The organism is Allobosea sp. FG18 (assembly GCF_057809495.1).
Genome location: NZ_JBMDKB010000016.1, coordinates 1 through 24,933 on the forward strand (window position 1 = coordinate 1; position 24,933 = coordinate 24,933).

General features: G+C 64.7%; 30 protein-coding genes and 1 tRNA gene. 12 read left to right on the forward strand and 19 right to left on the reverse strand.

Annotated elements, in window-relative coordinates; genetic code table 11:
* Both ACODTJ_RS17620 and ACODTJ_RS17625 read right to left on the reverse strand, forming a co-directional pair.
* Nucleotides 1–181: hypothetical protein (locus tag ACODTJ_RS17620; protein ID WP_488849542.1), on the reverse strand; the 181-nt coding region annotated here is incomplete at its 3' end.
* 43 nt (nucleotides 182–224) lie between these two features.
* On the reverse strand, nucleotides 225–539 hold the full coding sequence (locus ACODTJ_RS17625) for a hypothetical protein (RefSeq protein WP_488849543.1): 315 nt from the start codon (nucleotides 537–539) through the stop codon (nucleotides 225–227).
* A 93-nt stretch (nucleotides 540–632) separates the two neighbouring features.
* On the opposite strand from ACODTJ_RS17625, the gene ACODTJ_RS17630 reads away from it, so the two are divergent.
* Entirely contained in the window at nucleotides 633–875 is a 243-nt protein-coding gene (locus tag ACODTJ_RS17630) for a DUF892 family protein (RefSeq protein ID WP_488849544.1), read from the forward strand.
* Nucleotides 876–1,226: 351 nt separating this feature from the next.
* On the opposite strand, the gene ACODTJ_RS17635 is transcribed toward ACODTJ_RS17630, so the two are convergent.
* From ACODTJ_RS17635 to ACODTJ_RS17650, 4 genes are all read right to left on the reverse strand, one after another.
* Complete coding sequence (locus ACODTJ_RS17635; RefSeq protein WP_113585752.1) at nucleotides 1,227–1,577, reverse strand: hypothetical protein; 351 nt, start codon at nucleotides 1,575–1,577, stop codon at nucleotides 1,227–1,229.
* The gene (locus tag ACODTJ_RS17640) at nucleotides 1,561–1,872 is read right to left on the reverse strand and encodes a hypothetical protein (RefSeq protein ID WP_488849545.1); all 312 of its coding nucleotides are present in this window, start codon (nucleotides 1,870–1,872) and stop codon (nucleotides 1,561–1,563) included. Before ACODTJ_RS17640 ends, ACODTJ_RS17635 begins: the two co-directional genes overlap by 17 nt.
* A gap of 71 nt (nucleotides 1,873–1,943) precedes the next feature.
* Nucleotides 1,944–2,171, reverse strand: a complete 228-nt coding sequence (locus ACODTJ_RS17645) for a DUF6894 family protein (RefSeq protein ID WP_488849546.1) — start codon at nucleotides 2,169–2,171, stop codon at nucleotides 1,944–1,946.
* A gap of 14 nt (nucleotides 2,172–2,185) precedes the next feature.
* Nucleotides 2,186–2,407, reverse strand: a complete 222-nt coding sequence (locus ACODTJ_RS17650) for a hypothetical protein (RefSeq protein ID WP_488849547.1) — start codon at nucleotides 2,405–2,407, stop codon at nucleotides 2,186–2,188.
* A 119-nt stretch (nucleotides 2,408–2,526) separates the two neighbouring features.
* On the opposite strand from ACODTJ_RS17650, the gene ku (ACODTJ_RS17655) reads away from it, so the two are divergent.
* Together ku (ACODTJ_RS17655) and ku (ACODTJ_RS17660) are read left to right on the forward strand one after the other, a co-directional pair.
* Nucleotides 2,527–3,408 carry a non-homologous end joining protein Ku gene (gene ku / locus ACODTJ_RS17655; RefSeq protein WP_488849548.1) on the forward strand — a complete coding sequence of 294 codons (882 nt, stop codon included), beginning with the start codon at nucleotides 2,527–2,529 and terminating at the stop codon, nucleotides 3,406–3,408.
* An 11-nt stretch (nucleotides 3,409–3,419) separates the two neighbouring features.
* Nucleotides 3,420–4,232 (forward strand): non-homologous end joining protein Ku, encoded by an 813-nt coding sequence (gene ku / locus ACODTJ_RS17660; protein WP_488849549.1) that lies wholly within the window; start codon nucleotides 3,420–3,422, stop codon nucleotides 4,230–4,232.
* A gap of 58 nt (nucleotides 4,233–4,290) precedes the next feature.
* Here ku (ACODTJ_RS17660) and ACODTJ_RS17665 read toward each other — a convergent pair whose 3' ends face one another.
* From ACODTJ_RS17665 to ACODTJ_RS17675, 3 genes are read right to left on the reverse strand one after another with little or no spacing between them, the layout of a single operon-like run.
* Nucleotides 4,291–4,536, reverse strand: a complete 246-nt coding sequence (locus ACODTJ_RS17665; protein WP_162766293.1) for a hypothetical protein — start codon at nucleotides 4,534–4,536, stop codon at nucleotides 4,291–4,293.
* A gap of 38 nt (nucleotides 4,537–4,574) precedes the next feature.
* A complete protein-coding gene (locus ACODTJ_RS17670) occupies nucleotides 4,575–4,784 on the reverse strand; it encodes a hypothetical protein (protein WP_091857103.1) in 210 nt (69 codons plus the stop codon).
* 4 nt (nucleotides 4,785–4,788) lie between these two features.
* Nucleotides 4,789–5,145: a hypothetical protein gene (locus tag ACODTJ_RS17675; protein WP_488849550.1), complete on the reverse strand. Its 357-nt coding sequence runs from the start codon at nucleotides 5,143–5,145 to the stop codon at nucleotides 4,789–4,791.
* Here ACODTJ_RS17675 and ACODTJ_RS17680 point away from each other — a divergent pair.
* From ACODTJ_RS17680 to ACODTJ_RS17695, 4 genes are all read left to right on the forward strand, one after another.
* Nucleotides 5,134–5,391: a hypothetical protein gene (locus ACODTJ_RS17680; RefSeq protein ID WP_139163525.1), complete on the forward strand. Its 258-nt coding sequence runs from the start codon at nucleotides 5,134–5,136 to the stop codon at nucleotides 5,389–5,391. The two genes, ACODTJ_RS17675 and ACODTJ_RS17680, sit on opposite strands and share 12 nt — an antisense overlap.
* A gap of 51 nt (nucleotides 5,392–5,442) precedes the next feature.
* Nucleotides 5,443–5,730 (forward strand): hypothetical protein, encoded by a 288-nt coding sequence (locus ACODTJ_RS17685; RefSeq protein ID WP_139163524.1) that lies wholly within the window; start codon nucleotides 5,443–5,445, stop codon nucleotides 5,728–5,730.
* A 71-nt stretch (nucleotides 5,731–5,801) separates the two neighbouring features.
* A complete protein-coding gene (locus tag ACODTJ_RS17690) occupies nucleotides 5,802–5,960 on the forward strand; it encodes a hypothetical protein (RefSeq protein WP_162766294.1) in 159 nt (52 codons plus the stop codon).
* Nucleotides 5,961–5,969: 9 nt separating this feature from the next.
* Nucleotides 5,970–6,182 carry a hypothetical protein gene (locus tag ACODTJ_RS17695; protein ID WP_488849551.1) on the forward strand — a complete coding sequence of 71 codons (213 nt, stop codon included), beginning with the start codon at nucleotides 5,970–5,972 and terminating at the stop codon, nucleotides 6,180–6,182.
* A gap of 372 nt (nucleotides 6,183–6,554) precedes the next feature.
* Here the strand turns inward: ACODTJ_RS17695 and ACODTJ_RS17700 are convergent.
* Nucleotides 6,555–6,631 (reverse strand) — tRNA-Arg (locus ACODTJ_RS17700).
* 234 nt (nucleotides 6,632–6,865) lie between these two features.
* Between ACODTJ_RS17700 and ACODTJ_RS17705 the strand changes: the two genes are divergently transcribed.
* A complete protein-coding gene (locus ACODTJ_RS17705) occupies nucleotides 6,866–7,156 on the forward strand; it encodes a hypothetical protein (protein ID WP_454654972.1) in 291 nt (96 codons plus the stop codon).
* Between the two features lie 25 nt (nucleotides 7,157–7,181).
* Here ACODTJ_RS17705 and ACODTJ_RS17710 read toward each other — a convergent pair whose 3' ends face one another.
* From ACODTJ_RS17710 to ACODTJ_RS17730, 5 genes are all read right to left on the reverse strand, one after another.
* Complete coding sequence (locus ACODTJ_RS17710) at nucleotides 7,182–10,316, reverse strand: efflux RND transporter permease subunit (protein WP_454654974.1); 3,135 nt, start codon at nucleotides 10,314–10,316, stop codon at nucleotides 7,182–7,184.
* Between the two features lie 4 nt (nucleotides 10,317–10,320).
* Nucleotides 10,321–11,481, reverse strand: a complete 1,161-nt coding sequence (locus tag ACODTJ_RS17715; RefSeq protein WP_488849552.1) for an efflux RND transporter periplasmic adaptor subunit — start codon at nucleotides 11,479–11,481, stop codon at nucleotides 10,321–10,323.
* 163 nt (nucleotides 11,482–11,644) lie between these two features.
* On the reverse strand, nucleotides 11,645–11,851 hold the full coding sequence (locus ACODTJ_RS17720) for a hypothetical protein (RefSeq protein WP_147020835.1): 207 nt from the start codon (nucleotides 11,849–11,851) through the stop codon (nucleotides 11,645–11,647).
* Nucleotides 11,852–12,360: 509 nt separating this feature from the next.
* Nucleotides 12,361–14,256: a glycosyltransferase gene (locus tag ACODTJ_RS17725; protein ID WP_488849567.1), complete on the reverse strand. Its 1,896-nt coding sequence runs from the start codon at nucleotides 14,254–14,256 to the stop codon at nucleotides 12,361–12,363.
* Nucleotides 14,257–14,312: 56 nt separating this feature from the next.
* Nucleotides 14,313–15,527, reverse strand: coding sequence for an HlyD family secretion protein (locus tag ACODTJ_RS17730; RefSeq protein ID WP_488849553.1), 1,215 nt, complete (start codon nucleotides 15,525–15,527; stop codon nucleotides 14,313–14,315).
* Between the two features lie 709 nt (nucleotides 15,528–16,236).
* On the opposite strand from ACODTJ_RS17730, the gene ACODTJ_RS17735 reads away from it, so the two are divergent.
* The 4 genes from ACODTJ_RS17735 to ACODTJ_RS17750 are packed head-to-tail and all read left to right on the forward strand — an operon-like array spanning nucleotide 16,237 to nucleotide 19,734.
* Nucleotides 16,237–17,145, forward strand: coding sequence for a metal ABC transporter substrate-binding protein (locus ACODTJ_RS17735; protein WP_454654980.1), 909 nt, complete (start codon nucleotides 16,237–16,239; stop codon nucleotides 17,143–17,145).
* The gene (locus tag ACODTJ_RS17740; protein ID WP_454654982.1) at nucleotides 17,142–18,047 is read left to right on the forward strand and encodes a manganese/iron ABC transporter ATP-binding protein; all 906 of its coding nucleotides are present in this window, start codon (nucleotides 17,142–17,144) and stop codon (nucleotides 18,045–18,047) included. Before ACODTJ_RS17735 ends, ACODTJ_RS17740 begins: the two co-directional genes overlap by 4 nt.
* The gene (gene sitC, locus ACODTJ_RS17745) at nucleotides 18,044–18,901 is read left to right on the forward strand and encodes an iron/manganese ABC transporter permease subunit SitC (RefSeq protein ID WP_454654984.1); all 858 of its coding nucleotides are present in this window, start codon (nucleotides 18,044–18,046) and stop codon (nucleotides 18,899–18,901) included. The genes ACODTJ_RS17740 and sitC overlap by 4 nt, the downstream gene beginning before the upstream one ends.
* Nucleotides 18,901–19,734 (forward strand): metal ABC transporter permease, encoded by an 834-nt coding sequence (locus tag ACODTJ_RS17750; RefSeq protein WP_454654985.1) that lies wholly within the window; start codon nucleotides 18,901–18,903, stop codon nucleotides 19,732–19,734. Before sitC ends, ACODTJ_RS17750 begins: the two co-directional genes overlap by 1 nt.
* Nucleotides 19,735–19,758: 24 nt before the next feature.
* Here the strand turns inward: ACODTJ_RS17750 and ltaE are convergent, their stop codons facing one another.
* The 4 genes from ltaE to ACODTJ_RS17770 all read right to left on the reverse strand — a co-directional run bounded on the left by ltaE (nucleotide 19,759) and on the right by ACODTJ_RS17770 (nucleotide 24,923).
* Nucleotides 19,759–20,802: a low-specificity L-threonine aldolase gene (ltaE, locus tag ACODTJ_RS17755; protein ID WP_454654987.1), complete on the reverse strand. Its 1,044-nt coding sequence runs from the start codon at nucleotides 20,800–20,802 to the stop codon at nucleotides 19,759–19,761.
* 79 nt (nucleotides 20,803–20,881) lie between these two features.
* Nucleotides 20,882–22,261, reverse strand: a complete 1,380-nt coding sequence (locus ACODTJ_RS17760; protein ID WP_454654989.1) for an L-serine ammonia-lyase — start codon at nucleotides 22,259–22,261, stop codon at nucleotides 20,882–20,884.
* Between the two features lie 354 nt (nucleotides 22,262–22,615).
* Complete coding sequence (locus ACODTJ_RS17765) at nucleotides 22,616–23,752, reverse strand: M20/M25/M40 family metallo-hydrolase (protein WP_454654991.1); 1,137 nt, start codon at nucleotides 23,750–23,752, stop codon at nucleotides 22,616–22,618.
* A 10-nt stretch (nucleotides 23,753–23,762) separates the two neighbouring features.
* On the reverse strand, nucleotides 23,763–24,923 hold the full coding sequence (locus ACODTJ_RS17770; RefSeq protein WP_488849554.1) for a M20 aminoacylase family protein: 1,161 nt from the start codon (nucleotides 24,921–24,923) through the stop codon (nucleotides 23,763–23,765).
* Between the last annotated feature and the right edge of the window lie 10 nt (nucleotides 24,924–24,933).

A 24,933-nucleotide genomic window follows, 5' to 3' on the forward strand; every position in this document is an offset into this window, starting at 1 on the left:
TCAAGGGGTCAACATTGGACGCCGATCGGGGGGCAACTTTGCGGGCCGTTTGACAATTCGCGGCATCGCGGATAAAATCTGTGCGGGTTTCGGTTAGCGACAACGTCGCATCGATGCGGCCGAATGTGCCGGACGGGAAGCCTGCCGCCATCTTGTCAATAATGCGCTTATGTATGGTCATCGAGCGCTCATAAAGACTTGCGGACGATGAACCAAGTGCCGCGTCAGTTCCCGGCGGCCCATGCGGCACGCTGCTGCGCGAGAGCTGCCTCTAAGCGCTCTTCAGACCACTGCGCTCGGTATTGCGGCCACAGTTCCTTGAACCGGGCTTTCGCCTCCTCAAGGGTTTCGACGTAGCCGTGGAAGTCAGCGCGTCGCGGGAGATTGCCCGGCCCGACGAAGAACAGCCATCGGCCTTGCGAGGTCGCAACTTCCCTGTAGATCCTGCCTATGATGTTCGCCCGCTCATCGAGAACGAGAAAATCGCTCTCGTCTTCGCCTGGCCAAGTCCGCCGTAGCCGGAATTCGCTGTCGTCCAATCGATCAGGCCTTGTCGCTTGGCGGCTTGGAAGCCTTCATCAGCCTGCGAAGCTGCTCGAACAGCGCGGGGCCATTGAGCTGGTGTGTCGGATATGGATGACGAGGTCATCAAGGGCTCGATGGCGAGCTACACGTTCGAGCACATGGAGATTGCGGCTTACGAGGTTCTCATCGCGACAGCGGAGGCCTGCGGTGACGTGGAGACGGTGGCTGTTTGCCAGCGCATCCTCAACGAGGAAACAGCGATGGCAACGTGGCTCGGCGAGAACCTTGGGGCAGTCACCCAGAAGTTCCTTTCGCTTGATGAGCGCGAGGACGCCAGCGCAAAACGCTGATGTCCACGTTTCTCGGGGCCGAAGATGGCGCGATGTACCACTGTCTGACCTGCGGTAATCGACGAGCGCGGGATGAGGCAATCCGGCTCCTCAGCAGAACTGGCCGAACTCCAGCCCAGACGGAGGCTCTGTGGCAGGTCATCGAAGCGTTCAATGAAGCGGCCCGGCTCTTCAGGCGTAGGGCCGTAAACGACAATTTCCAGCCCGCCCCGACTGGCGGCGGATGGGGAAGCGATTACTCCGGCTGACGAGGAAGCTTGTTGGGTTGTGCCCGTCGCTGTTCAGCGAGCACTCGCCCAAGTGAGAGGCGCGGCCCGCTTTGCGGTTCCGGGCTTTCTCAAGCTCTGAGTATCACGACTTCGAGCCTGACAGCGATTCAGGGTCAGCGGCGACGCCTAGCCCGCCCGTTTCACTCCCGGCGCCAGAGGCTTTGCACTCGACATATTTCAAGCGCGTCTGGGCGGTATTCGTAAGGCCCTCCATTTCTAGCCACGCCAAGAACTCGTCCGGGCGTATCGTGACAATCTGAAGGGCTCGTCCGCGCGCGAGCCACGCGTTAATGACGCTGAGCGCTGCTGCGTGCCAGGCCTCGTAATCGCCGGGCATCTCGTCGCGGTCGTCGGCCAGCTCCCAAAGGCGCTGATAATCCTCACGCTCGTACCACGGCAACGCGACCGTATAAGCCTCAACGGTTGGTTTCATCGCTCCTGCCCCAACCAAAGAACCGCGCTACTCGCGCGCTCCAAGCGATGGGGGATTTAGGCAAAGGGTCGACGCCTGTGTCAACAGAGGGGGCGGCCATTACGGCGCGATAGTGGATCTCGGCCTCGCTCGAAAACTCAATATGGGCGCCGATCTTCCGCGCCATTTGCTGGGCTGCCTCATAGGCGTTCCTGATGTCAGGAGAGCGGCCATAGGCTTCGCCCGTCACATCGCGGAATGCCCAACCGGCATCATGACGACACACCGTGAGAACCTGCCTGGTGGAATTTTCCAACTCAACGCCGCTAAACGACACAGACGTTCTATCGGTTCCGCCGTTTTCAACTAGTGCGCCTGGGCTCTGGATTAGTTCACATCGCCGGCATCGACGGAAAAGCGGCCCCGGTAGATGACCTTTCGACTGGCTGCCTCGACAGTCATTGTCATCTCGATCTGGTCCGTATCAACCAATGCATCATGCGCAGCTTCCGCGATCGCCTGTCTGGCCTCGCGGCGAGCGGACTTATCGTCTGGGCATTCGATCTCGACGGCGTGGTCGCCGCCGTTGTGCGTGATGAAGCGGTAAGCGGGCATCAGGCGCTCGATGGTTAGTGCCAGGAGGTTGCGTCGTCGTGGGCTTCGTCCCACTGCGTGATGACCTGCACTAGCGCAGCTAATTCAGCGGCCTGCGGGGAGCCTTCGGAGTAGTCCGCCAGTTCACGGACACGCTGCGTCGCAGCCTCATACTCATCAATGGAGGTGATCCGCTGAGCGCCTCGGTCGTTGGCGGGCCTTGGTGGCTTCGGCGTTGTGACGTGCTCGAATGGCATGGCATTTCTCCCGCTGATCCGCAGCAAACGGCCCTGAGCTGGACACGGTTCCACGGAACGATTTCGTCCGCCGTCCGTTCGCGACTCGTCTTGTTGTGGAGTTGCGTTAGGAGTTGGCCATGGCCGGTCACCGTGCCCAGTGGAAAGGCTTCATCAAGTTCGGCGAGGTGAGCTTCGGGGTCGGGCTCTTTACCGCCGCCAGCACATCGGAGCGCATCGCGTTCCACACGCTGAACAAGCCCACCGGGAACCGCGTCAATCGCATCTTCGTCGATAGCGAAACCGGCAAACCTGTGGAACGCGAGGAGCAGACGAAGGGGTTCGAAATCGAGAATGGCCAATACGTCATGATCGATCCCGAAGAGGTCGCGGCTACCGTTCCGGAGAGTGATAAGACGCTCACCATCGATACGTTCATCCCGTGCTCCGACGTCGACGACGTTTATTTCGACAAGCCGTATTACCTCGTACCGACCGACCGAGTGTCCTCTGACGCATTTACCGCGCTGCGCGATGCCATGGCGAAATCAAAGGTCGCAGCTATCGCGCAGACGGTCCTGTTTCGGCGCGTCAGAACGGTTTTAATCCGTGCGCATGGCAAAGGCCTGATCGCGACAACGCTGCAGTATGATTACGAGGTTCGTTCGTCGGAAAAGGCATTCGAGGAGATGCCCAGGCTCCGGATCAAGGGCGAGATGCTCGATCTCGCCAAGCACATCATCGCCACCAAGAAGGGGGCGTTCGATCCCGCGGAGTTCGACGACCGTTACGAGGCCGCATTGGCGGAACTGGTGAAGGCCAAGATCGAAGGCAGGGCCGCGCCGAAGCGCAAGGAAATTGAAGTCTCGAAACCGGATGACCTCCTCGCAGCCCTGCGCGAGAGCGCCAAGGCGATGGCGGAAGCTTCAGGTTCTCGCTCCGCGGCAAATGGCAATCGTGGTCCGGCCCGCGACGCCAGGCGTGCCGCGCGGCCGGCTCCTCAACAACGCAAAGCGAGCTGAGGAGAGAGGCCATGGCTGTGCGCCCCTATTGGAAGGGCTACCTCAAGCTCTCGCTCGTCACCTGCCCGGTCGCGATGTCGCCCGCGACGTCCGAAAGCGAGAAGGTGCGCTTCCACACCTTGAACAAGGCGACCGGCAATCGCGTCGTTTCGCAGTATGTCGACTCTATCACCCGCAAGCCGGTCAAAGAAGACAACGAGGTCAAGGGCTACGAGCGCGGCGAAAACGACTACGTCATGCTGACCGAGGATGAACTCGACGCGGTCGCGCTCGATACCGTCAAGACGATCGATATCGAGAAATTCGTACCGCGCGACAGCATCGAGTGGATCTACCTCGAAAAGCCTCATTACCTGATGCCTGACGATCCAGTCGGCCACGAGGCTTTTGCAGTGATCCGAGACGCCATGGCGGCAGAAAAGGTGCTGGGCATCTCGCGCCTCGTCATGGGCCGGCGCGAGCGCGCTATCGTGCTCGAACCGCGCGGCGAGGGTATTGTTCTTTGGACACTCAGATTCGGCGATGAGGTCAGACCGGAAGCTTCCTATTTCGCGGAAGTCCCTGACAAAGCCGACGCGAGCTTGGTTCCCCTCGTGCAGAGCTATATCAAAGGACATACAAAATCCTGGTCCGCCGACATGGTCTCGGACCCCGTTCAAAGCGCTCTGCTCGACATCATCGCGCAGAAGAAAAAGTCCTTGAGACCGGCGCGGAAGGGGAAAGCAAAGCCTGCGGACGCTGAGAACGAGAGCAACGTCATCGATATCATGGAAGCTCTTCGCCGGAGCCTTGCGCCGCGAGGAGGGAAGCAGCGAGCATCCTGACAGCGGCGCCGGCACTGGCCAGATCGGGCGACGCCGCTGGCGCCCCATCCAAGTGGCTTCAATCTTTCCGGAGTTTCCCAAGGTTACCCGGCAAACCCGTTACAGCCATGTCGTCAGCCGTGAGGAAGCCATCATCCTCCTCCGGGTCGTGAGCGCTGTGACCCTTATGGGCTTCATCCCACTCTCGAATTTCGGAGATCAGGCGTTGGTACTCCCGGCCTTGCTCAGAATCCGGAAGCGCGTCGCTCAATGCCGCAGCCCTATGGACTGCTGCCTGATATTCCTCGTGGCTGCCAATGCGCATGATAGCCTCCTGATGAGCTGAATGCTCAGTCATTCCGGTCAGGGTTTTGGCCTTGGTGCCTGTAGATCTGTCGGGCTTTTCGGGGCGTCTCTGGGATCCACCTGGCCTGACTGCAATTCGCGCTGCGTTTGCAGGTGGTTCAGATTGAATCCGACGAATATCGCTACGATGATGAATGCGATAATCGCCACGACGCGTATGCCGACTTTCTTGGCGACCTTCGACGGGGGTGAATTCTCGATCGGCATCGCCTCACTCCGATCCAGTCCCGCTCGGGACATCGTCTTTGGTTTTCCGCTCACTGCGGCCGGAGGCGGCTGTGACGGCCAGCGACTGCTCGTACAGCTCCACCGCTGCGTTGATCGCGCTCAGTTCACGCTCCTCGTCGCCGCCCTTCGCAGAGCCCGCGAGGTGGATCGCTCGGTCAAGAGCCTCGTTCAGTTGATCTTCGTTGCGGATCACGATGCGTGCCATGCAGGCACAACCGCGGTTCAATCCGATCGTTCCTTTGCGCGCGAGAAAGCCGCTTGATTTGGCGCGCTGAGGTGCGATGGCCACTAAACAAAAAAGCGATGCAAGCCTCTGAACCAGATTGCCTTGAGCAAGCACGGCTCCCTTTCAGTTCCTGCTGGAACGGTGGAAATCAAAGTCCAGGCATCGGGTGAAGATGTACGTTTGCGCTGGGGCGAGTTCGGCGGCCCCATGGTCGACGGCGAGCCTCGAAGGCGAGGCTTTGGCAGCCTTCTTGTCGATCGAGCGGTCAAATCACAGTTGGGCGCACGCATGCACTTCGCCTGGCTTCCCTCCGGCTTGGTCGTCGAGATCGAGATGACCAAATCAAGGCTCAAGGCCTAAAGGTCGGAACAAACAAGAGCTGCATGGCTTGCTCCCTCAAAGGAGTCAGCCATGCCAAAGCAGCGTGAAAATCCGGCGATTTTGGAAGACGAGCGTGAGCCCGCCAATCAAGGAGAAAGCCCTCTCGCCGCCGATCCTATCCAGACCGGGCGCCGAGTAAGCGGCAGGACAAACGTCCATGATGAAGGGAGTGACGCCAACAATACTCCCGATGGCCTGACGGAGTCGGAAGAGGCCGTACGGCGGGCAGCCGAAGATTTACCACCCGGGCAGAGGCCCGAGGGCTCTACGGAGTCGATACCTGTGTTCGACAGAGCGGGCCTGCCGCCGAAGGTCTGAAGGGCGAGACTCCCTCGACGACCCGGTTGGCAAACCAGCAAGGCGTACGTCCGGGAGATGGAGCAAGTCTCATGATGATCGAGAACGAGGACCAATATCAGGAGGCCGTCGCGCGATTGAAGTCGATCGCCGAACTTCCCGACGAGGAGCGGGACGAAAGCGCCTTCCTCGATCTTTCCGCCGCGATGGTGGCATACGAGACGAGCGTGGCCGCTCCTGCCGAGGGATAGGAGGGACAGGTGTTTTCATTCCTCTCGCCGAGCCGTGTAACCGAAGCGGACCCCAAGCGCGCCATCGTTCGATGTGTCGACGACTATGAGAGAGCAACTCAGCGCGTGACGGAGCTCGGCAATCCGCCAGCAGGTTCACCCGAGGAGCTTGAGCTAATACGGCTCATCGAGGCGATCGAGAAATGGGAAGCGCGCCACGATGACGAGGACGGATGGGAATAGGTCGCGGTGCTATTACTGCGCTAACGCTAGGAGCTGACCACGAGCGAGAGCGACGGACGACCGGAGACCAAAAGGGCGGGGCGCTCCATTGCCCGCATGATTGTCATGGCTATGGGCTTCGCCTTGATCTTTGCCGTCGCGGTTTCGCTCGCGTGGCGGGGCAGCGGTGCCGTCGGTTGAGCAGAGGCAGACTGCGGCAAGCCGGACGGCGAAGAATCTGCGGCTCCTAGGAGCCGGCTGCCTCCTAACAAGCATGGCTTTCTGGCAAAGCTAGCCTGCGCTCACCCGCGCGAAAATTTGCCGCCTGCTTACCTCCTGCTTACCCGATGAAATCGCCTCGGGCCGGAGTGTCTTCTAAATATCTGATTTTGTTGGCGCGCCCGACACGATTCGAACGTGTGACCTTTGCCTTCGGAGGGCAACGCTCTATCCAGCTGAGCTACGGGCGCTAACCGTGCAGGCTGGATAGCCGATCCCAACTGCTTCGGCAATGCAGGATTTCGGATGAGGCGCAGTTCTCCGAAATGGACTGATCCCGCGCCAGGGTGCCCCATATGACCCGCCGATTTGGAGAACGGAGTGGATGGTTTCGAGATCAAGGAGGTCTTCACCGGAGACGCGACCTCCTCGTGCTCTCACTCGCTTCGCGGCGGCGGGGATCCGCTTGATATCCTGCATGTCGCGTGTGGCGGGCAACCCGGCCGCCACCAGCCGTCGGGGTCGAAGACCTGCTCTACCTCGAACGCACCGACCAAGGTCTGGCCTGCGACGGCCGCAAGGTGATCCGGCTGGCGGCGTGTCTCGACCATGTCGAACTCGTGCTGAGCGAGGAAGGCGCTTGGCTGCTGCAGCTGCCGCGTCTCGTCCGGTTCCGCTTCGGCGCTCGTCCCGAGCTGCTTCGGATCGCGCTGGCTCAGCTGCAGGCGCTGGCCGCCGCGGGGCAGGACTGCACCCTCATCGACGGACCGATGTGACGGTCCGTCGATGAGGGGACTCGTCTCAGACCTGCTCCTCCTTGGGGCGGGTCGATGGCCGCAGGCGCTCGCGCAAGGACTGGAAGATCACATAGAGCGCCGGAATCACGAAGATGCCGATCAAGGATGCTGCGAGCATGCCACCGAAGACGGGGGTGCCGACATCGCGCCGCGCGAGTTTCGACGGTCCTTCCGCGATCACCAGCGGTAGCAGGCCGAGGATGAAGGCGAAGGAGGTCATCATCACCGGACGGAAGCGCAGGCGCGCGCCTTCGGTCGCCGCGTGCAGCAGCGGGTGGCCCTTCTCGCGCAGCTCCTTGGCGAACTCGACGATCAGGATGCCGTTCTTGGCGGCGAGGCCGATCAGCACGACGATGCCGATCTGGGCGTAGAGGTCGAGCGTCAGCTTCGCCAGGACGATCGCGATGAAGGCGCCGAGGACGCCGACCGCTACCGAGAGCAGCACCGGCACGGGGATCGTCCAGCTCTCGTAGAGCGCGACCAGGAAGAGATAGGCGAAGAGCAGCGCGAAGGCGAGGATGATCCCCGTCTGCCCTTCGGCCCGCTTCTCCTGGAAGGAAACATCGGTCCATTCGCCGCGATAGCCGGGTGACAGCGTCTTGGCCGCGACCGCCTCCATCGCCTTCAGTGCCTGACCCGAGGAGACGCCAGGGGCAGGCGAGCCCTGCAGCGTCACCGCCAGGCGGTTATTGTAGCGGATCAGCGCCTGCGGGCCGACCACGACCTTGGCCTCGACGAAGGAGCGCAGCGGCACCATGTCGCCGGATTTGCTGCGGACGTTGATGCGGTAGATGTCGTTGACCGAGGCGCGGTCGGTGCCTTCGGCCTGGACCTGGACCTGCCAGGTGCGGCCGAACAGGTTCATGTCGTTGACGTAATAGCCGCCGAGCGAGGCCTGGAGGGCCTGGAAGACGTCGCTTAGGGCGACGCCGAGAATCTGGACCTTTTCGCGATCGATGTCGAGATAGATCGATGGCGCCGAATCCGAGAAGGTCGAGAACACCCGCCGCAATTGCGGGTCCTGATTGGCGGCAACCGTCAGACCGCGCAGCGCCTGGCCGAGCGCCTTGGCGTCGGAAGAGCCCATATCCATCAGCACGTAGCTGAAGCCGCCGCCACTGCCGAGGCCGATGATCGGCGGAGGCGCGACCGGGACGACATTGCCGTCGCGCACGCTGCGGAACTTCTGGGCGAGCCGAGCGATGACGGCAGAGGCCGAATCCTCCGGGCTGGTGCGCTGGTCGAACGGCTTCAGGGTTACGACGAAGAAGCCGGCATTGGGCTGGGAATAATTGTCGATGAAGTTGAGGCCGATGACCGTGGAATAATCGGCGATCGCTTTCTCGGTCTTGAGGATGCCCTCGACCTCGGCGGCGAGCGCCGATGTGCGGCCGATGGAGGCGCCGTCGGGCAACTGCGCAACGACGAAGAAGGCGCCCTGATCGTCCTCCGGCAGGAAGCCGGTCGGCGTGACCCGGCTCATGGCGTAGATGCCGGCGCCGAAGGCCGCGGTCAGAACAAGGCTGATGGCCGAGATGCGCACGAGGCGCGCCACGCCGTTGCCGTAACGGTCGCGCGTCCAGTCGATGCCGCGCATGATAAGGCCGATCGGGCCGCGCCGGGGTCCGTGATGCGGCTTCAGCAGGATGGCACAGAGCGCGGGCGACAGCGTCAGTGCGTTGATCGCCGAGAGCACCATCGCGACCGCCACGGTGACGGCGAACTGGCGGAAGAGCTCGCCGGAGATGCCCGGGATGAAGGCGACCGGCACGAAGACCGAGAGCAGCACCAGTGTGATCGCGATGATCGGTGCGACGATCTCGCCCATGGCGCGCTTGGTCGCCTCGGCCGGCGAGAGCTCCGGATGTTCCTCCATCACGCGCTCGACGTTCTCGATGACGACGATCGCGTCGTCGACGACGATGCCGATGGCGAGGACCACCGCGAGCAGCGAGACGGTGTTGGCGGAATAACCGATGGCGTTGAGCACGATAAAGGCGCCGACCAGGCTTACCGGCACGGCGACGGTCGGGATCAGCGTCGCCCTGAGATTGCCGAGAAAGATGTAGACGACAAGCACGACGAGGGCGAAGGCCTCGATCAGCGTCTTCTGAACCTCGTGGATCGTGGCGGTGACGAAGGCGGTCGGGTCGTAGGTGACCTTCCAGGCGAGGCCGTCGGGGAAGGACTTCTCGAGATCGCCGATCGTTTTCTTGACGGATTCGAGGGCTGTGAGGGCGTTGGCGCCGGGCGCCTGGTAGACGCCGATCAGCACGGCCGGGCCGCCGTTCAGGCGCGTGTCGCGGTCGAGATTGGCGGCGCCGAGCTCGAGGCGCGCAACGTCCGAGAGCCGCAGGACTGAGCCGTCGGCATTGGTGCGCAGCACGATCTTGCCGAACTCCTCCGGCGAGGTCAGGCGGCCCTTGGTTTGGATGTTGAGCTGGAGCTGCTGGTCGTCGGAGATCGGGCGGGCGCCGATGCGGCCGACCGCGGCCTGCGCGTTCTGGCCCTGGATCGCGGCGATGATGTCGCCGGTGGTGATGTTGAGGCCGGTCAGGCTGTCGGTGCGGACCCAGGCCCTGATGGCGTAGTCCTGGGCGCCGAAGAGCGCGGCGTCGCCGACGCCGGCCGTGGACTTGATCGCGTCGAGGAGGTTGATGGTGACGTAGTTCGAGACGAAGAGCTGGTTGTAGTTGCCCTTCGGCGCATAGACAGCGATGACGCCGAGAAGGGCCGAGGACTGCTTCTTGACGACGACACCGCTGCGCTGGACCTCCTGCGGCAGCTTCGACAAGGCGAGCTGGACGCGGTTGTTGACGTTGACGTTGTTGATGTCGGGATTGGTGCCGAGCTCGAAGGAGACCTGCAGCGAGTAGCTGCCGTCGTTGCCGCTGACGCTCTTCATGTAGAGCATCTTGTCGGTGCCGACGATCTGGGCCTCGATCGGCTGGGCTACGGTCTGCTCCACCACGGCGGCCGAGGCGCCGGGATAGGACGCCCGGACCGAGATCTGCGGCGGCACGATGTCGGGATATTGCGCGACGGGAATCGCGAACAGCGAGATCAGGCCCGCGATCGTGGTGATGAGCGCTATGACGATCGCCAGCCGGGGCCGGTCAACGAAGACGGAGCTCAGCATGACGTCAGCTCCGGCCGGTCGTAAGGGTCACCGGCGAAGCCAGCACCGGCACGCCGGGCCGGAGATTCTGCAGACCCTGGATAACGATCTGCTCGTTGCCGGAAAGGCCCTGGTCGATCGCGACATAGGAGCCGGCCTCGGCGCCGACCTTGACCCGCTTCACCACCGCCTTGCCGTCCTCGACGGCGAAGACATAAGAGCCTTGTTGGTCGGCGATCAGCGCCGATTGCGGGACCAGCACCTTTTCCTCGCTCTTGTCGGCCTGGACGGCGACGCGCACCAGCGTGCCGTCGAGGAGTTTGCCGGCGGGATTGGGCAATGTGGCGCGCACCAGCACGGTATTGGTGGTGCGCTCGACCGAGACGTCGACGAAGTCGACACGGCCCTTCTGGTCGTAGGTCGAGCCGTCGGAGAATTTGAGGCTGACCAGCGGGGCCTGTCCGTCCGCCGGCAACCGGTTCGTCTTCAGCGCCAGGAATTCGCGCTGGCTGACCGGGAAGGTGACATACATCGGGTTGTCGCTGACGATCTGGGCCAGCACGCCGGTATCGGGGCCGACGACATTACCCATAGTCACCTTGGTGCGGCCGATCCGGCCGGCGATCGGCGCCCTGATCTCGGTGTAGCCGAGATTGATCTGGGCGGTCTTCAGGTTGGCGGCGGCCGTGGTTTCGTCGCCCTGCGCGCCCTTCTCGTCGGCGACACGCTGGTCGCGGATGGCGACCGAGCCGGCATTCGTCTTCAGCAGGTCCTCGGCACGCTGGCGCTGCACCGTGGCGTTCTGGAGGGCGCCCTGGGCCTTCTCGAGCGCGCCTTGCGCTTGCTCGACCGCGGCCTCGAACGGGCTGCGCTCGATGCGGAAGAGCGGAGCCCCCTCGGCGACGGTCGCCCCGTCCTTGAACAGGACCTCTTCGAGATAGCCGGTGACGCGGGCGCGGATGTCGACACGGTTCACCGCCTCGATCCGCCCGACGAAATCGGCGGTCTGGGTGATGGCGCGCTTCTCGGCGATCACGGTGCCGACGGGAACGGCGGTGGGCGCCGGCTGCTGGGCGAGGGCGCCCGCGCCGAGGCCGAAGATGAGGAGCGCCGCGAGCGTTGTGGAGGAAAGGCGCAAGGCCGAGGAGAACCGCTGCGCATGCGCCATCCGAGACTGCTCAGACATTTGTTCACCCCTTAGCCATTGTTCGCCCCGTTCAATCGGAAGGTACAGGGCGAGCTATTCATAGCTGGATCGATACTGGGCACATTCCTCCGAAAACGCTACGGTCTTATTGCGCGCCTGCGTTGCGTGTCCGGCTTCCATCATTGTCCCGGCGGGAATGCACTCACGACAATCTGTCGAAGCTGTCGGTGCGGGCGACGTCCCCGTTGCGGCGATGGAAGGTGTGCTCGCAGAGCCCGGTCCGCAATTCGCACGGCTGCAGGAAGACGTGCAGATCGGAGAACAGGCGAATCTCGGTGGCGCTGACGCGGCGCACGAGACGGCGTGGGCCGAGCTCTTCGGGATGGATGAGGCCGGCCGCCGTCAGCATGTTCGGCCAGCGCGTGCAGCGTATTGGCGTGGAATCGGTGGACGCGCTGCGCCTTGTCCGGCACGATCAGCGCCCGCTTGGCCCTCGGCCACGTGTGCGGCTAGGGCAGCGTTGAAGGCTTCCTTGTTTGGATGATTCCGCAGATCGCCTAGATTCGGCCACCCAATCGCAACGTAAGCCTGCTCGATTGTCGATGGGTCGATTATCGACGTGCCAACCCATGTGCACGCCCCATACCGTCGGTTTGCTGAGGAAGCGACGCAGGGCGTTCGCGAGATCGCGGCTTGAATGCGTCCCGTCACGCGGGACCGCGCCCGGTCCGTTAGACACCGCCGACCTATCTGGACGGTTCCCGGTTTCGTGGTCAAAGCCGAGCATCACGCCGAAGCGCGCTCGAACGCTTCTGGACTGATGTCGTTCGCGCTCGGGACATGCGTCACTTTCGCGGGCGTTGAGAATACCGACAGCCGCGACCGATCGCTCTGCCACGCTCCACTTTTGGGGTCGCTTCAGTCGAAGAGCCGGCGCACGACGGCGGTGGTCACGCCCAATGTCGCGACCTGCGCAAAGGCTTTGACATAGTTGCCGGCGTAGAAGCCGCGGATCATCTCGATGCGCGTCTTCAGCTCCTCGTCGAACTTGATCGCGAAACCGTCCGCCAGCTTGCGCACGATCGTGCCGCGGACCGCGCGCCCGCCGATCGTGCAGATGACGGCCGTGCCCAGCGGCGCAGGAGGTTCGCCGCGCAGCCCAGCCCCAGTGATGGAAATGTCCGTCAGCCGCAGGATCAGGCTTTGCCCGGCACATTCGAGCATGATCGCCTCGTCGGTCGCGAAGCGCTCCGCCTTGCGGCGGCGTGGCTGTTCGATGTAGACGAAGCAGACGATGATGAGGACAATCAGGTTATACCAGCTCCAGGCGAAGGCCAGGCCGCCCGAAGTCAGGCTGTCGCCGCGCACATGGATCGCGAAGGCATAGACCAGCCCGGCCAGGGTGAGGAGAATGATGCTGCCGTAGATCTTCACGAGCGGCCATTCGATGAAGCGCTGGCCCCGGTCGCCACCTTTGGCGGTGACCTTGAACTTCTGGTTCCGCGGCCGCAGAAGCCCGGTGAAGACCGCTTTCAGAATCGCTGGAGCTGCGATGAACTGGGACACGTCGGTCATGAAGACCAGCGAGCGGCCGCGCGAGATCCAGCTCATCGTGACCGAGTGCCACAGGAAGAACGGCAGGAAATAACCGAGCAGGTCGTAGAGATTGGCATCGACGGTATGGATGCCGAACAGCAGGTAGCCGATCGGGACGAGCAGCCCGAGCAGCTTCGCGATGTAGACGGCGGTCCAGTTGAGGAAGGTGTCCACCAGAGACAGGCGATCGATGAAGGTGAGGCTCGATGTGCGCGAGAACGGGCCGCTGCGCCCACGCGTGATCTGCATGAAGCCCAGGCACCAGCGGCCGCGCTGCGTGATGTATTCCTTGAGGCCTTCGGGGGCGAGCCCGAGCGTGAGCGGCTCGTTCAGATAGGCGGTGGTGAAGCCCGTTTCCTTCAGCCGCAGCGTCAGCAGATAGTCTTCCGTGACGGAATCGGTCGGAAAGCCGCCGATCCGCATCAGCGGCTCGAAGCGGATGACGGAAGAGGTGCCGCAGCAGAACGCCGCGCCCCAGGCATCCTTCGAGGCCAGCACGACATCGAAGAAGAAGCGCTGCTCGTCCGGCCAGACATGGGCGGCGGCGAGATTGGTCTGGATCGGGTCGGGATTGATGAAATGCTGCGGCGTCTGCACCAGGCCGACGCCCGGATCCCGGAACAGGCACAGCGCTCGCGGGAGGAAATCCGGGAGCGGGACGAAATCCGCGTCCAGGATCGAGATGAACGCAGGAGGATCCGGCAGGGTCGCCAGATGCGCCAGAGCATGATTGATGTTGCCGGCCTTGGCATGGCTGTTGTCCGGCCGGGTCAGATAGCGGCAGCCCAAGCGCTGCGACAGTTCCTCGAGCCAGGGGCGGCGGCCGTCGTCGAGCACCCAGACGCGATAATTGCCGTGGTTCATCCCGGTTGCGCCGATGATGGTGCGCTCGAGGATGGCCTCTTCCTCGTTGTAGGTGCAGATCAGGACATCGACCAGCGGCGGCTCCAGGCTTGCGAGCCAGGCCTTGTTCGCCTCGACCTCGGGCGAGCGGTTCCGTGTCCGGCACAGGAAGATCGAGGCCAGGATCGCCGCCGACAGCGACGCCGCTTCCGCGACCAGGAAAATGCTGCCAGCCGCAAAATCGGCCGTCCAGCCGACCGGCGGCAGGGTCGACGTCACGCGCCAGTGGAAATAACGCAGCAGCAGCAGCAGCCCGACGCCAACCATCAGCATGCGCGCGGGTGTCCGATCATGCCTCAGCAACGGGGTGAGCATGACGGCAAGCCCGGCCGCAGCGAGGCCCGGCGCCAGTGCGGTCAGGAGATCGTGCGTCACGGCGCCGAGGCCTGTTCGCCGAACACGACGCGGCCGGTGCGTCCCACGGCGCAGACCTGTCCGGTGCCGAGATCAGGCACGGAAACCGTGACCCGGTAGGGTTCCTTGCTCAGGGCGGCAGGTTCGATCGCGAGATTAGCCGCCGCAGTGGCACGGCCGGTCAGGTTGACGACCTTCCCTTGCAGGTCACTGCCGCCATCGGCCGGAACGAAGCGGGCTGAGCTGCCGACCGAGAGGCGATTATAGACGGACTCCGTGACATTCGCCGTCACGACCGCCGTCGAGCAATCGATCAACCGGGCGAGATCCTGGCCGACGCGAACCTGCTCGCCGGGAGAGACCATGGCCTCCCAGATGCGCCCGGTCACCGGAAGCGTCATGGCGACGTCCGACTGGGCCTGATAGCGCGCACGCGTCGTGGCGAGCGCGGCTTCCAGCTGTTTCGCTTCCGCGTCGAGGCCCGCCAGTTCCGAGCTGAGATCGGCGATGCGCTGGCGCATCTCGTCGCCGCGCTGCACCGAGCTCGGCCGGTCGTTGTAGCTGTCGCCGAGGAAGATCCGGTTGCGCGCCGCTGCAAGCTCGACGGTCGCGGCCGTAAGCCGATGGCGCGTCGAGGTTTCGATCCCCTTCGCGATCGTGACCTCGCGCGACAGGCGGTCGAACTCCGCAGCCGTGACGTTCCCGGTCCGCGCCAATGTCTCGGCCCGGGCATAGGCAGCCGCCGCCTCCTCGCGCCTGGCGATGGCGACGGTGATTTGGCTTTCGAGCTCGGCCGCGCGAGCGGTCAACTGCTCGATCCTGCCCAGCCTGAACGCCTCGGCCTGCCGGTCGAGATCGGCCTCGGCGGTCTGCGCGCTGGCGAGCTTGCTGCTCAACGTCGCCCGCTGGCTCGCCAGCCTGCCAAGAGTCTGCTCCAACTCATCGAGCCGGCCGCGATCCGCTCGCGGATTGACGATGCGGAGCAAGGTCGAGCCTTGCGCAAGAGCATCGGACGCAGCCAGGTCCGTCGTCGATGCGACGACCTCACCCGCGATGGGCGAGCGCAGCGTCATGAGCCGTGCATTGACGACGGCCTCGACGCTGGATGTCTGAAGCAGCGTGCGCAACGGCACCAGCCCAAAAACGGCGACAACGGCCGCCCCCAGCAGAACCTTGCCCGCCCGCCGGACGCCAGGCGTCAGCAAAGACCGCCTGGTCGGTTGCGGTGTCATGCTTTCGGCCTCCGGCTTGGGCTCGCCGCCGTCGACATATCGTTTCAGCCTGCTCTGCAGGGCGCGCGCGTCCTGAGGTTCCGGGCCGTTGGCAGAGGCGGCTGGAGAAACCGCCTCGCGAACCGCAGCCGAAGCCTGATCCGGCTTCGCGTCACTGGCTTCAAAACCCACTGATTTCTCAGATTCCAGAGCTTTAGGGGGCATTTGCTTCGTCCCGGTTATCGAACGGACGATTGGGCAGAGCACTTTCCTAAAGCTTAAGTCCGGGTCGTTCGCCAAGCGAACGCAAGAACAGCGGAAATAAAGGATGAAACGGGCGCATCGGAGTCGCTGAACTTGTCATTCATTTTGCACGGGCCGCCGAGCGCGCTCAGGCTCCTCAGCCACTCGTCGGTATCCAAGAAGCCGGACATCCCATCGTGAAGTCGCAGGATAAAGGGGTGACATGCCCCCCGATCTTGAGGGGAGCATGATTTCCAATCGTGCCGGCCCTGTCGACCGTGGCGCGACTGGGCCGACAGCTGATCGCTCGCGGCTACGAAGCGTTGCCTATGAACGTCAGCGTTCTCAACTCCTCAGTCGTTGTGCGGCCGCGTGAGCGGGACGACCGACAGGGCCTCTAATTGCCAATCAATCGCACTTGCAAAGCATGCAGGCTTCGGGTTAGCAATGAGGTGCTTTTGCAATTCATTATCAATAAGGAAGCCTCATGACCCTCGGTTCGCGCAGGTCGGCTCTCATCGGTTTGTTGGGCGCCGCTTTCGTCGTCGCATGCGGCTCGGCGCCCGCTGCGGCGCAGGGGAAGTTCAAGGCCGTCACGACCTTCACGGTGATCGCCGATATCGCGCGCAACGTCGCCGGCGACGTCGCCGTGGTCGAGTCGATCACCAAGCCGGGCGCCGAGATCCACAACTACCAGCCGACGCCGGGCGACATTCAGCGTGCGCAGGGCGCGCAGCTCATCCTCTGGAACGGCCTCAATCTCGAATTGTGGTTCGAGAAATTCTTCCGGAACCTCAGGAATGTCCCGAGCGTGGTCGTCTCGCAGGGCGTCGAGCCGATGGGGATCAGCGAGGGTCCTTACAAGGGCAAGCCCAACCCGCATGCCTGGATGTCGCCGGCAGTGGCGCTGATCTATGTCGACAACATCCGCGACGCCTTCGCCAGGCACGACCCGAAGAACGCCGAGGCCTACAAGGCTAATGCCGAGGCTTACAAGGCCCGTATCAAGGCGGTCATCGAGCCGATCAAGGCGGAGCTCGCCGCCGTCCCGGCGGAGAAGCGCTGGCTCGTCTCCAGCGAGGGCGCCTTCTCCTATCTGGCGCGCGATTTCGGATTGAAGGAGCTCTATCTCTGGCCCATCAATGCTGATCAGCAAGGCACGCCGCAGCAGGTCCGGAAGGTCATCGATGCTGTCAGGAAGAACAAGATCACCGTGGTCTTCTCCGAGAGCACGATCTCCGAGAAGCCGGCCCAGCAGGTCGCGCGCGAAACCGGCGCCAACTATGGCGGCGTGCTCTACGTGGATTCGCTGAGCGAGACGGACGGCCCGGTCCCGACTTATATCGATCTGCTCAAGGTCACGGCGGACACGATCGCGAAGGGCCTGACGCGGTGAACGCTCCCGTCGACGATCGCTCGCTTCCGCCCGCTGCTGAGCAGGGGGCGGGCATCGTGGTGACCGATGCGACGGTGACCTATCGCAACGGCCATACCGCCCTCCGGGATGCGAGCTTCCGCATCCCGACCGGCACGATCGCTGCGCTCGTCGGCGTCAACGGCTCCGGCAAGTCGACGCTGTTCAAGGCGATCATGGGTTTCGTGCGCCTTGCGAAGGGCGACATCCGCATCCTCGGCATGACGGTGCGCGAGGCGCTGCGCCGCAACCTCATCGCCTATGTGCCGCAGGCCGAAGAGGTCGACTGGACCTTCCCCGTCCTGGTCGAGGACGTCGTGATGATGGGCCGCTACGGCCATATGGGCATGATGCGCATCGCGAAGGCTGCCGATCACGAGGCTGTCGCCGTGGCGCTTGATCGCGTCGACATGGGTGCCTTTCGCAAGCGCCAGATCGGGGAGCTCTCGGGCGGGCAGAAGAAGCGCGTCTTCCTCGCGCGCGCTCTGGCCCAGGACAGCCGGGTCATTCTGCTCGACGAGCCCTTCACCGGGGTCGACGTCAAGACCGAGGATCAGATCATCGCCTTGCTGCGCGAGCTGAGGGCCGAGGGCCGGGTCATGCTGGTCTCCACGCATAATCTCGGCTCGGTGCCGGAGTTCTGCGACCGCACCATCCTGATCAAGGGAACGGTGCTGGCCCATGGCCCGACGGCGGAGACCTTCACGCAGGAAAACCTGCAGCGCGCCTTCGGCGGCGTTCTGCGTCATTTCGTGCTGAACGAGCCCGGCCGCGGCGGGCAGGCGCCGGTCGGCGTGTTCACCGACGACGAGCGACCACTGATCCTGCGCGAGGGCAAGGCGTCCCGCCGGGAGGCCGAGGCCGTCGACGGAGAGCGGGAATGATCGCCGTTCTGCTGGAGCCGTTCGCCTATGGCTACATGCGCAATGCGATGTGGGTCTCTGCCCTCGTTGGCGGCGTCTGCGCTTTCCTGTCCTGCTATCTGATGCTGAAGGGCTGGTCGCTGATCGGCGACGCACTCTCGCATGCGATCGTGCCGGGCGTGGCCGGTGCCTATATGCTGGGGCTGCCCTTTTCGGTCGGCGCCTTCTTCTCCGGCGGGCTCGCGGCCGGCGCGATGCTCTTCCTGAACCAGCGGACCCGGCTGAAGGAAGACGCGATCATCGGCCTGATCTTCTCCAGCTTCTTCGGGCTCGGCCTGTTCATGGTGTCGCTGTCGCCGACCTCGGTGAACATCCAGACGATCGTGCTCGGCAACGTGCTCGCCATCACCCCGGCCGATACGATCCAGCTTGCGGCCATCGGCTTCGTCTCGCTCGCCATCCTGCTCGTCAAGTGGAAGGACCTGATGGTCACCTTCTTCGACGAGAGTCATGCGCGCTCGATCGGCCTCAACCCGACGGCGCTGAAGCTGATGTTCTTCACCCTGCTCTCGGCCTCGACGGTCGCGGCGCTGCAAACGGTCGGCGCCTTCCTCGTCATCTGCATGGTGGTGACGCCCGGCGCCACCGCCTATCTGCTGACCGACCGCTTCCCGCGGCTCCTGATGATCGCGGTCGCGATCGGCGTGCTGACGAGCTTCACCGGCGCCTATGTCAGCTATTTTCTCGACGGCGCCACCGGCGGCATCATTGTCGTGCTGCAGACGGCGATCTTCCTCACCGCCTTCTTCCTCGCGCCCAAGCACGGCCTGCTGGCCGCCCGCCGCCGCGCCGCCTGCGAGCTGGAGGCCGGCTGATGATCCTGATCGAGACGCTGCTGTCGCCCTTCCGGTTCGACTTCATGGTCAATGCGCTGGTGATCTCGGCGATCGTCCCGGTGCCGATGGCGCTCCTGTCCTGCTTCCTGGTGCTCAAGGGCTGGTCGCTGATGGGCGATGCGATCAGCCATGCCGTGTTTCCCGGCGTGGTCCTCGCCTATATCCTCGGCTTTCCCTATGCCATCGGCGCTTTCGTGGCGGGCATGATCTGCGCCACCGCCACCGGCTTCCTGAAGGACAACAGTCGGATCAAGCAGGATACGGTGATGGGCGTGGTCTTCTCGGGCATGTTCGGGCTCGGCCTCGTGCTCTACGTGAAGATCCAGTCCGACGTGCATCTCGACCACATCCTCTTCGGCGACATGCTCGGCGTGTCCGGGGCGGATATTTCCGGAGCGGCAGCGATCGCCGCGTTCACGGCGGCAGTGATCGCCGTCAAGTGGAAGGATTTCCTGCTGCACGCCTTCGACCCGGCGCAGGCGCAGGCGATCGGCCTGCGGGTCAAGCTGCTGCATTACGGCCTGCTCGGGCTGATCTCGCTGACGATCGTCGGCGCGCTGCAGGCCGTCGGCATCATCCTCGCCATCGCCATGCTGATCGCGCCCGGCGCCATCGCCTTCCTGCTGACCCGCCGCTTCGCCACGATGCTCCTGGCATCGGTCGCCATCGCCGTGAGCGGCTCGTTGCTGGGCGTCTATCTCTCGTTCTTCCTCGACAGCGCGCCGGCGCCGACGATCGTGCTTCTACTGTCGCTCGTCTTCGTTCTGGCGCTTCTGCGTGCGAGCCGGAGAGAACCGGCAATGTCAGCGTAGCCGCCGCTTCCGCGCTTTTGCGTATCAGGCCCGGGCCTTCGCGGCTGGCGCCTGCTGCCCGTCGAAGAAGCGCTCGCAGGTTTCGGCGACGCGCGCGACGGAGGCGTCGTCAACATCGAGATGGGTCACCCAGCGCAACGTGCCGTAGCGCCCGCTGACGGCGATGCCACGCTCGCGCAGGAATGCGGCGAAGGCTGCGGTATCGAACGCCTTCGGCGCCATGAACACCATGTTCGTACGCGCCGGCCCCGCGCCGAGCTCAGGGAAACGTCCCAGGACCTCTGCGAGCGCTGCGGCCCGCCGATGATCCTCGCCGAGCCTGGCGACGTTGTGCTCCAGCGCGTAGATCGCAGCGGCCGCGATCACGCCGGTCTGGCGCATGCCACCGCCCAGCATCTTCCGGATGCGGCGGGCTTTTTCGATGAACGCCTTCGGCCCGACGAGGATGGAGCCGACCGGTGCGCCGAGGCCCTTGGAGAGGCAGAGCGAGACCGTGTCGAACTGTCCGGCGATCCAGGCGGCGTCCCGGTTGCTGGCCGCGGCCGCGTTCATCAGGCGGGCACCGTCGAGATGGGTTGCAAGGCCGCGTGAGCGGGCGAGCCCGGTGGCGGCTTCCAGATAGGAATCGGGCAGGACGAGGCCGTTGAAGGTGTTCTCCAGCGCCAAGAGCCGCGTCATCGCGAAATGGAAATCGTTCGGCTTGATCGCGTTGGCGATGGCGTCGAGTGCGATCGTGCCATCCGGCTCGTTGGGGAGGGGTTGCGGCTGGATCGACCCGAGCACGGCCGCGCCGCCGCCCTCCAATCGATAAGTGTGGGCCATCTGGCCAACGATGTATTCCTCGCCGCGCTCGCAATGGGCCATCAGCCCCGCGAGATTGGCCTGCGTGCCGGTGGGGAAGAAGAGCGCCGCTTCCTTGCCGAGCCGCTCGGCGGTCATCGCTTCCAGCCGCTTGGTCGTCGGGCAATCGTCATAGACGGCATCGCCGACCTCGGCCGCGGCCATGGCGGCGCGCATCCCTTCGCCGGGGCGCGTCACCGTATCCGAGCGGAAGTCATCCACGATCATCGATCCGATCCTTGCAGGCTATGCGTTCAACCTACCCAACGCGCGCCCAGCTCATCATGCAAAAATCGAAGGGGAGGGCTCAGCATTCCGGCAGGTTGACGGCGAGCCCCCCGAGGCTGGTTTCCTTGAAGCGCTCGTTCATGGCTTCGCCGGTCTGGCGCATCGCCTCGATGCAATTGTCCAGCGGCATGAAATGCGAGCCGTCGCCGCGCAGCGCCAGCGACGCGGCCGCTACCGCCTTGATCGCACCGATGCCGTTGCGCTCGATGCAGGGTACCTGGACCAGCCCCGCCGCGGGGTCGCAGGTCATGCCGAGATGGTGCTCCAGCGCGATCTCGGCGGCGTTCTCGATCTGGGCGGGCGAGCCGCCGAGAACGGCGCAGAGCCCGGCCGCAGCCATCGCGGCGGCGGAACCGACCTCGCCCTGGCACCCGGCCTCGGCCCCGGAGATCGAGGCATTGTGCTTGATGAGGCCGCCGATCGCGGCGGCCGTCAGCAGGAAATCGGCGACCTTCCCGGGCTCGGCGCCAACGCAATGGTCGAGATAATAGCGCAGCACCGCCGGAACGACCCCGGCCGCTCCGTTGGTCGGCGAGGTCACCACCCGGCCGCCGGCCGCGTTCTCCTCGTTCACCGCCATCGCATAGACGCTGAGCCAGTCCGTCGAGGCATGCGGCTGCGCGCGATTGGCCAGCTTCTCGGCGGTCAGTTGCTGGTAAATCCGCGCCGCCCGGCGGCGCACGCGCAGGCCGCCGGGCAACTCCCCCTCCTGGCTCATGCCGCGTTCGATGCAGTCGTTCATCACCGACCAGAGCCGGGCGAGACCGCGATCGACCTCGTCCGGCGACAGGCGATGGATTTCGTTGGCGCGCTTCATCTCCGCGATGGAGAGCCCGCTTTCCCTGGCCATGCGCAGCATCGTCGCCGCATTGGCGAACGGGTAGGGCCAGGAGGCTGCCTCGGTCGCCGCGGCCGGCGCCTCGCGCTCCTGCGCCGTCACCACGAAGCCGCCGCCGATCGAATAATAAGTCTCGGACAGGAGTTCCGTCCCGGCTGAATCACAGGCGCTGAAGACGAGCCCGTTGGCATGGCCGGGCAGGGGAGGCCCGTAGTCGAAGACGATGTCGCTCGCGGGATCGAAGGCCAGCGGCGGCAGGCCGTCGTGGCGCAGCAGGTGGCTGCGGCCGAGCTCTTCCAGCTGGCGTTCGGCTGCGTCGAAATCGAAGGCGGCCGGCGTCCAGCCGAGCAGGCCGAGCGCCACGGCCCGATCGGTGGCATGGCCCTTTCCGGTGAAGGCGAGCGAGCCATAGAGCGTCGCCTTCACGGCCGCGGCCCGGTCGCGCGACGGGGCCTGGCGCAGCAGCTCGAGGAAATGCCCTGCCGCGGTCATCGGTCCCATCGTATGCGAGGATGACGGGCCGATGCCGATTTTGAAGACGTCAAATACGCTCAGGAACATGTCCCCCCCCCCCCCGCCGAACCCGGCGTGGAGCGCTTCCGCGGCTTGCCAAATGCCGGAGCGCTCCTTGTTGCCGTTTTATCGCTTTTTCTTCAGGCGAACCGCTATCCGCCGCGTTTGAACATGTTCTTGTCCGTTTCGGAGGGAATCTCAAACGGCGATCGCCCTGCCATGCGATGCCATCGCATAGCGGGTGGGCGCGCCGATGGCGATGTGCGGCGCTTGCCGGGCGCGATCGGCGGCACGCCCGGATGCGGGTTGAAGCGGCTCGTCATGCCGTTGCAGATAAAGCGGAGGCCGCCGAGGTTGCGCGTACGGGGCAGCGCGACGGCGCTGCTCCCGCGGTCCGGCCTTTCAGTCCGCAAGCCGAGCAAGCAACCCGGCGATCAGCCGGGTGCGCCGAACCAGGCTGTCCACTTCGATATGCTCTTCCAGCGTGTGATAGCCGGCGCCGAGCAAACCGAGGCCGTCGAGCGAGGGAATACCAGCCGCACCGGTGAAATTGGCGTCGGAGCCGCCACCGGCCGAGGCATGGCCAAGGTCCCAACCGAGTTCCGCGGCGATGCCGCGCGCCTGCCGGTAGAGCGCCATCGTGCCCTCGTCGGGCTCCCAGACCGGGCGGGTGACGCCGCGCTCGACTGTGAAACCGGTGCCGTCGGCTTCTCGCTGTGACAAAGCCAGCATGCGCTCGACGCCACGATCGAGGTCCTGCTGGCGCTTGGCCATGCTGAGCGCCTCGCCCCGACACGATGTCGGCACGCAGTTCACCCACTGGCCGCCCTGGATCACGCCGACCGAGAAGGTGCAGTCGTCATCGGTCATAGCCTCGATGGCGAGCAACTGCCGCGCCATCATGCTGATGGCGGAGCGTCCGTCCTTCAATCGCGAGCCGGCATGGCTCGGCCGGCCCTCGGCCGAGAGGTTGAAGCGGGCGATGGCATAGCGCCCGGTGACGACGCCGTCGCCCGGCTGGCCGGGTTCCGGCACCAGCACATAGCGGTGACGGCGCGCCTCCTCCATGATCAGTTCGCGTGTGCCGGGGCTGCCGATCTCCTCGTCGGAGGTATAGAGCACCGTGACCGGCAGCGGCGTTGCGACGCCGGCCTTCGCCAGGGCGATGATGGCCTGCAGGCCGGCATAGGCTCCGCCTTTCATGTCGAGGATACCCGGCCCGTAGCAGCGCGAGCCGTCGCGGCGGAAAGGCAGCTTCGCCAGCGTCCCGACGGGATGCACCGTGTCGAGATGCGACATCACGAGGATGCCGGGCTCACCCTGGCGCGGATGCGGAAAGGCGGCACGCACGCAGTCGCCGAGCCCCTTCGGCCCGGGGATGCGGGTGATCGCAGCGCCGGCAGCCGCCGTATCGGCCGCAGCGAGGTCCATCATCCGGTTGACGGCAGCGGTGTCGAAGGTCGGGCTCTCGCACTCGATCCAGGGGCGCAGGCCCGCGAGCAGGGCCTCTGTGTCGAGCGGCAGGCTGGCGAGGTCCATCGTATCGGCCTCAGGCGGCGGCGCGGGTTTCGACGAGCCGGGCCAGCAGGCTGGCGCCGACCGGCAGGATGCCGTCGTCGAGGACATAGGCCGGGTTGTGCACCGGCACGGTGCCGGCATGGCCCACCCAGGCATAGGCGCCGGGCACGACGCGCAGCATATCGGCGAAATCCTCGCTGCCCATCAATGGCTTGCCGTCGGTCAGCACGCCCTCGGCGCCGACGATCTCGGCGGCGACGGCGAGAACGGCGTCGGTCTGCGCCTCATGATTGACCAGCACGTTGAAGATGTTGCGGATGTCGACCTCGATGGTGACGCCGAAGCTCGCCGCCGTGCCGGCCGCGATCTCGCGCATGCGCTCGCGGACCAGCGCGCCGATCTCGGGCGAGAAGGTCCGGATCGTGCCGGCGAGCACGGCCTCCTCGGGGATCACGTTATAGGCCGAGCCGGCATGGATCTGCGTAATCGAGAGTACGGCGGCCTCGCGCGGGTCGGCGTTACGGCTGACGATGGTCTGCAGCGCATTGGCGAGGCTCATCGCGACCACGATCGGATCGCGCCCCATATGCGGCATCGCGCCGTGGCTGCCGCGGCCGGTGATCTTGATGTCGAAGAAATCGGCGCCGGCCATGGCCGGGCCGGGGAAGATCGAGATCTGGCCGGGATCGAGATCGGGCGAGTTGTGCAAGCCGTAGATCTCGTCGCAGGGAAAACGCTCGAACAGCTTCTCGGCGATCATGCTGCGCGCGCCGCCAAGCCCTTCCTCGGCCGGCTGGAAGACGAAGACCGCCGTGCCCTTGAAGCCGCGATTCTCCGAGAGATAGCGGGCCGCGCCGAGCAGCATGGTCGTGTGCCCGTCATGACCGCAGGCGTGCATCTTGCCCGCGACGGTCGAGCGCCAGGGCAGATTGGTGATTTCCTGGATCGGCAGCGCATCCATGTCGGCACGCAGGCCGATGCGCCGGCCGGGCCCGCCGGTGCCGTGGAGGATGCCGACCAGGCCGGTCTTGCCGATGCCGCGATGAACCTCGATGCCCCACGCGGCGAGCTTCTCCGCAACGATGTTCGAGGTCCTGACCTCCTCGAAGCCGATCTCGGGATGGGCATGGAGATCGCGACGGATGGCGACGAGTTCGTCCGTGAAGGACAGGATCTCAGGCAGGGCGGGCATGACGACTCCA

What these genes read in the sequence shown, in the direction of transcription:
- ACODTJ_RS17630 (WP_488849544.1), top strand. Translation starts at nt 633, where the DNA reads ATGGATGACGAGGTCATCAAGGGCTCGATGGCGAGCTACACGTTCGAG.
- ACODTJ_RS17635 (WP_113585752.1), bottom strand. Translation starts at nt 1,577, where the DNA reads ATGAAACCAACCGTTGAGGCTTATACGGTCGCGTTGCCGTGGTACGAG.
- ACODTJ_RS17645 (WP_488849546.1), bottom strand. Translation starts at nt 2,171, where the DNA reads ATGCCCGCTTACCGCTTCATCACGCACAACGGCGGCGACCACGCCGTC.
- ACODTJ_RS17650 (WP_488849547.1), bottom strand. Translation starts at nt 2,407, where the DNA reads ATGCCATTCGAGCACGTCACAACGCCGAAGCCACCAAGGCCCGCCAAC.
- ku (WP_488849548.1), top strand. Translation starts at nt 2,527, where the DNA reads ATGGCCGGTCACCGTGCCCAGTGGAAAGGCTTCATCAAGTTCGGCGAG.
- ku (WP_488849549.1), top strand. Translation starts at nt 3,420, where the DNA reads ATGGCTGTGCGCCCCTATTGGAAGGGCTACCTCAAGCTCTCGCTCGTC.
- ACODTJ_RS17665 (WP_162766293.1), bottom strand. Translation starts at nt 4,536, where the DNA reads ATGCGCATTGGCAGCCACGAGGAATATCAGGCAGCAGTCCATAGGGCT.
- ACODTJ_RS17670 (WP_091857103.1), bottom strand. Translation starts at nt 4,784, where the DNA reads ATGCCGATCGAGAATTCACCCCCGTCGAAGGTCGCCAAGAAAGTCGGC.
- ACODTJ_RS17685 (WP_139163524.1), top strand. Translation starts at nt 5,443, where the DNA reads ATGCCAAAGCAGCGTGAAAATCCGGCGATTTTGGAAGACGAGCGTGAG.
- ACODTJ_RS17690 (WP_162766294.1), top strand. Translation starts at nt 5,802, where the DNA reads ATGATGATCGAGAACGAGGACCAATATCAGGAGGCCGTCGCGCGATTG.
- ACODTJ_RS17710 (WP_454654974.1), bottom strand. Translation starts at nt 10,316, where the DNA reads ATGCTGAGCTCCGTCTTCGTTGACCGGCCCCGGCTGGCGATCGTCATA.
- ACODTJ_RS17715 (WP_488849552.1), bottom strand. Translation starts at nt 11,481, where the DNA reads ATGTCTGAGCAGTCTCGGATGGCGCATGCGCAGCGGTTCTCCTCGGCC.
- ACODTJ_RS17720 (WP_147020835.1), bottom strand. Translation starts at nt 11,851, where the DNA reads ATGCTGACGGCGGCCGGCCTCATCCATCCCGAAGAGCTCGGCCCACGC.
- ACODTJ_RS17725 (WP_488849567.1), bottom strand. Translation starts at nt 14,256, where the DNA reads ATGCTCACCCCGTTGCTGAGGCATGATCGGACACCCGCGCGCATGCTG.
- ACODTJ_RS17730 (WP_488849553.1), bottom strand. Translation starts at nt 15,527, where the DNA reads ATGACACCGCAACCGACCAGGCGGTCTTTGCTGACGCCTGGCGTCCGG.
- ACODTJ_RS17735 (WP_454654980.1), top strand. Translation starts at nt 16,237, where the DNA reads ATGACCCTCGGTTCGCGCAGGTCGGCTCTCATCGGTTTGTTGGGCGCC.
- sitC (WP_454654984.1), top strand. Translation starts at nt 18,044, where the DNA reads ATGATCGCCGTTCTGCTGGAGCCGTTCGCCTATGGCTACATGCGCAAT.
- ACODTJ_RS17750 (WP_454654985.1), top strand. Translation starts at nt 18,901, where the DNA reads ATGATCCTGATCGAGACGCTGCTGTCGCCCTTCCGGTTCGACTTCATG.
- ltaE (WP_454654987.1), bottom strand. Translation starts at nt 20,802, where the DNA reads ATGATCGTGGATGACTTCCGCTCGGATACGGTGACGCGCCCCGGCGAA.
- ACODTJ_RS17760 (WP_454654989.1), bottom strand. Translation starts at nt 22,261, where the DNA reads ATGTTCCTGAGCGTATTTGACGTCTTCAAAATCGGCATCGGCCCGTCA.
- ACODTJ_RS17765 (WP_454654991.1), bottom strand. Translation starts at nt 23,752, where the DNA reads ATGGACCTCGCCAGCCTGCCGCTCGACACAGAGGCCCTGCTCGCGGGC.
- ACODTJ_RS17770 (WP_488849554.1), bottom strand. Translation starts at nt 24,923, where the DNA reads ATGCCCGCCCTGCCTGAGATCCTGTCCTTCACGGACGAACTCGTCGCC.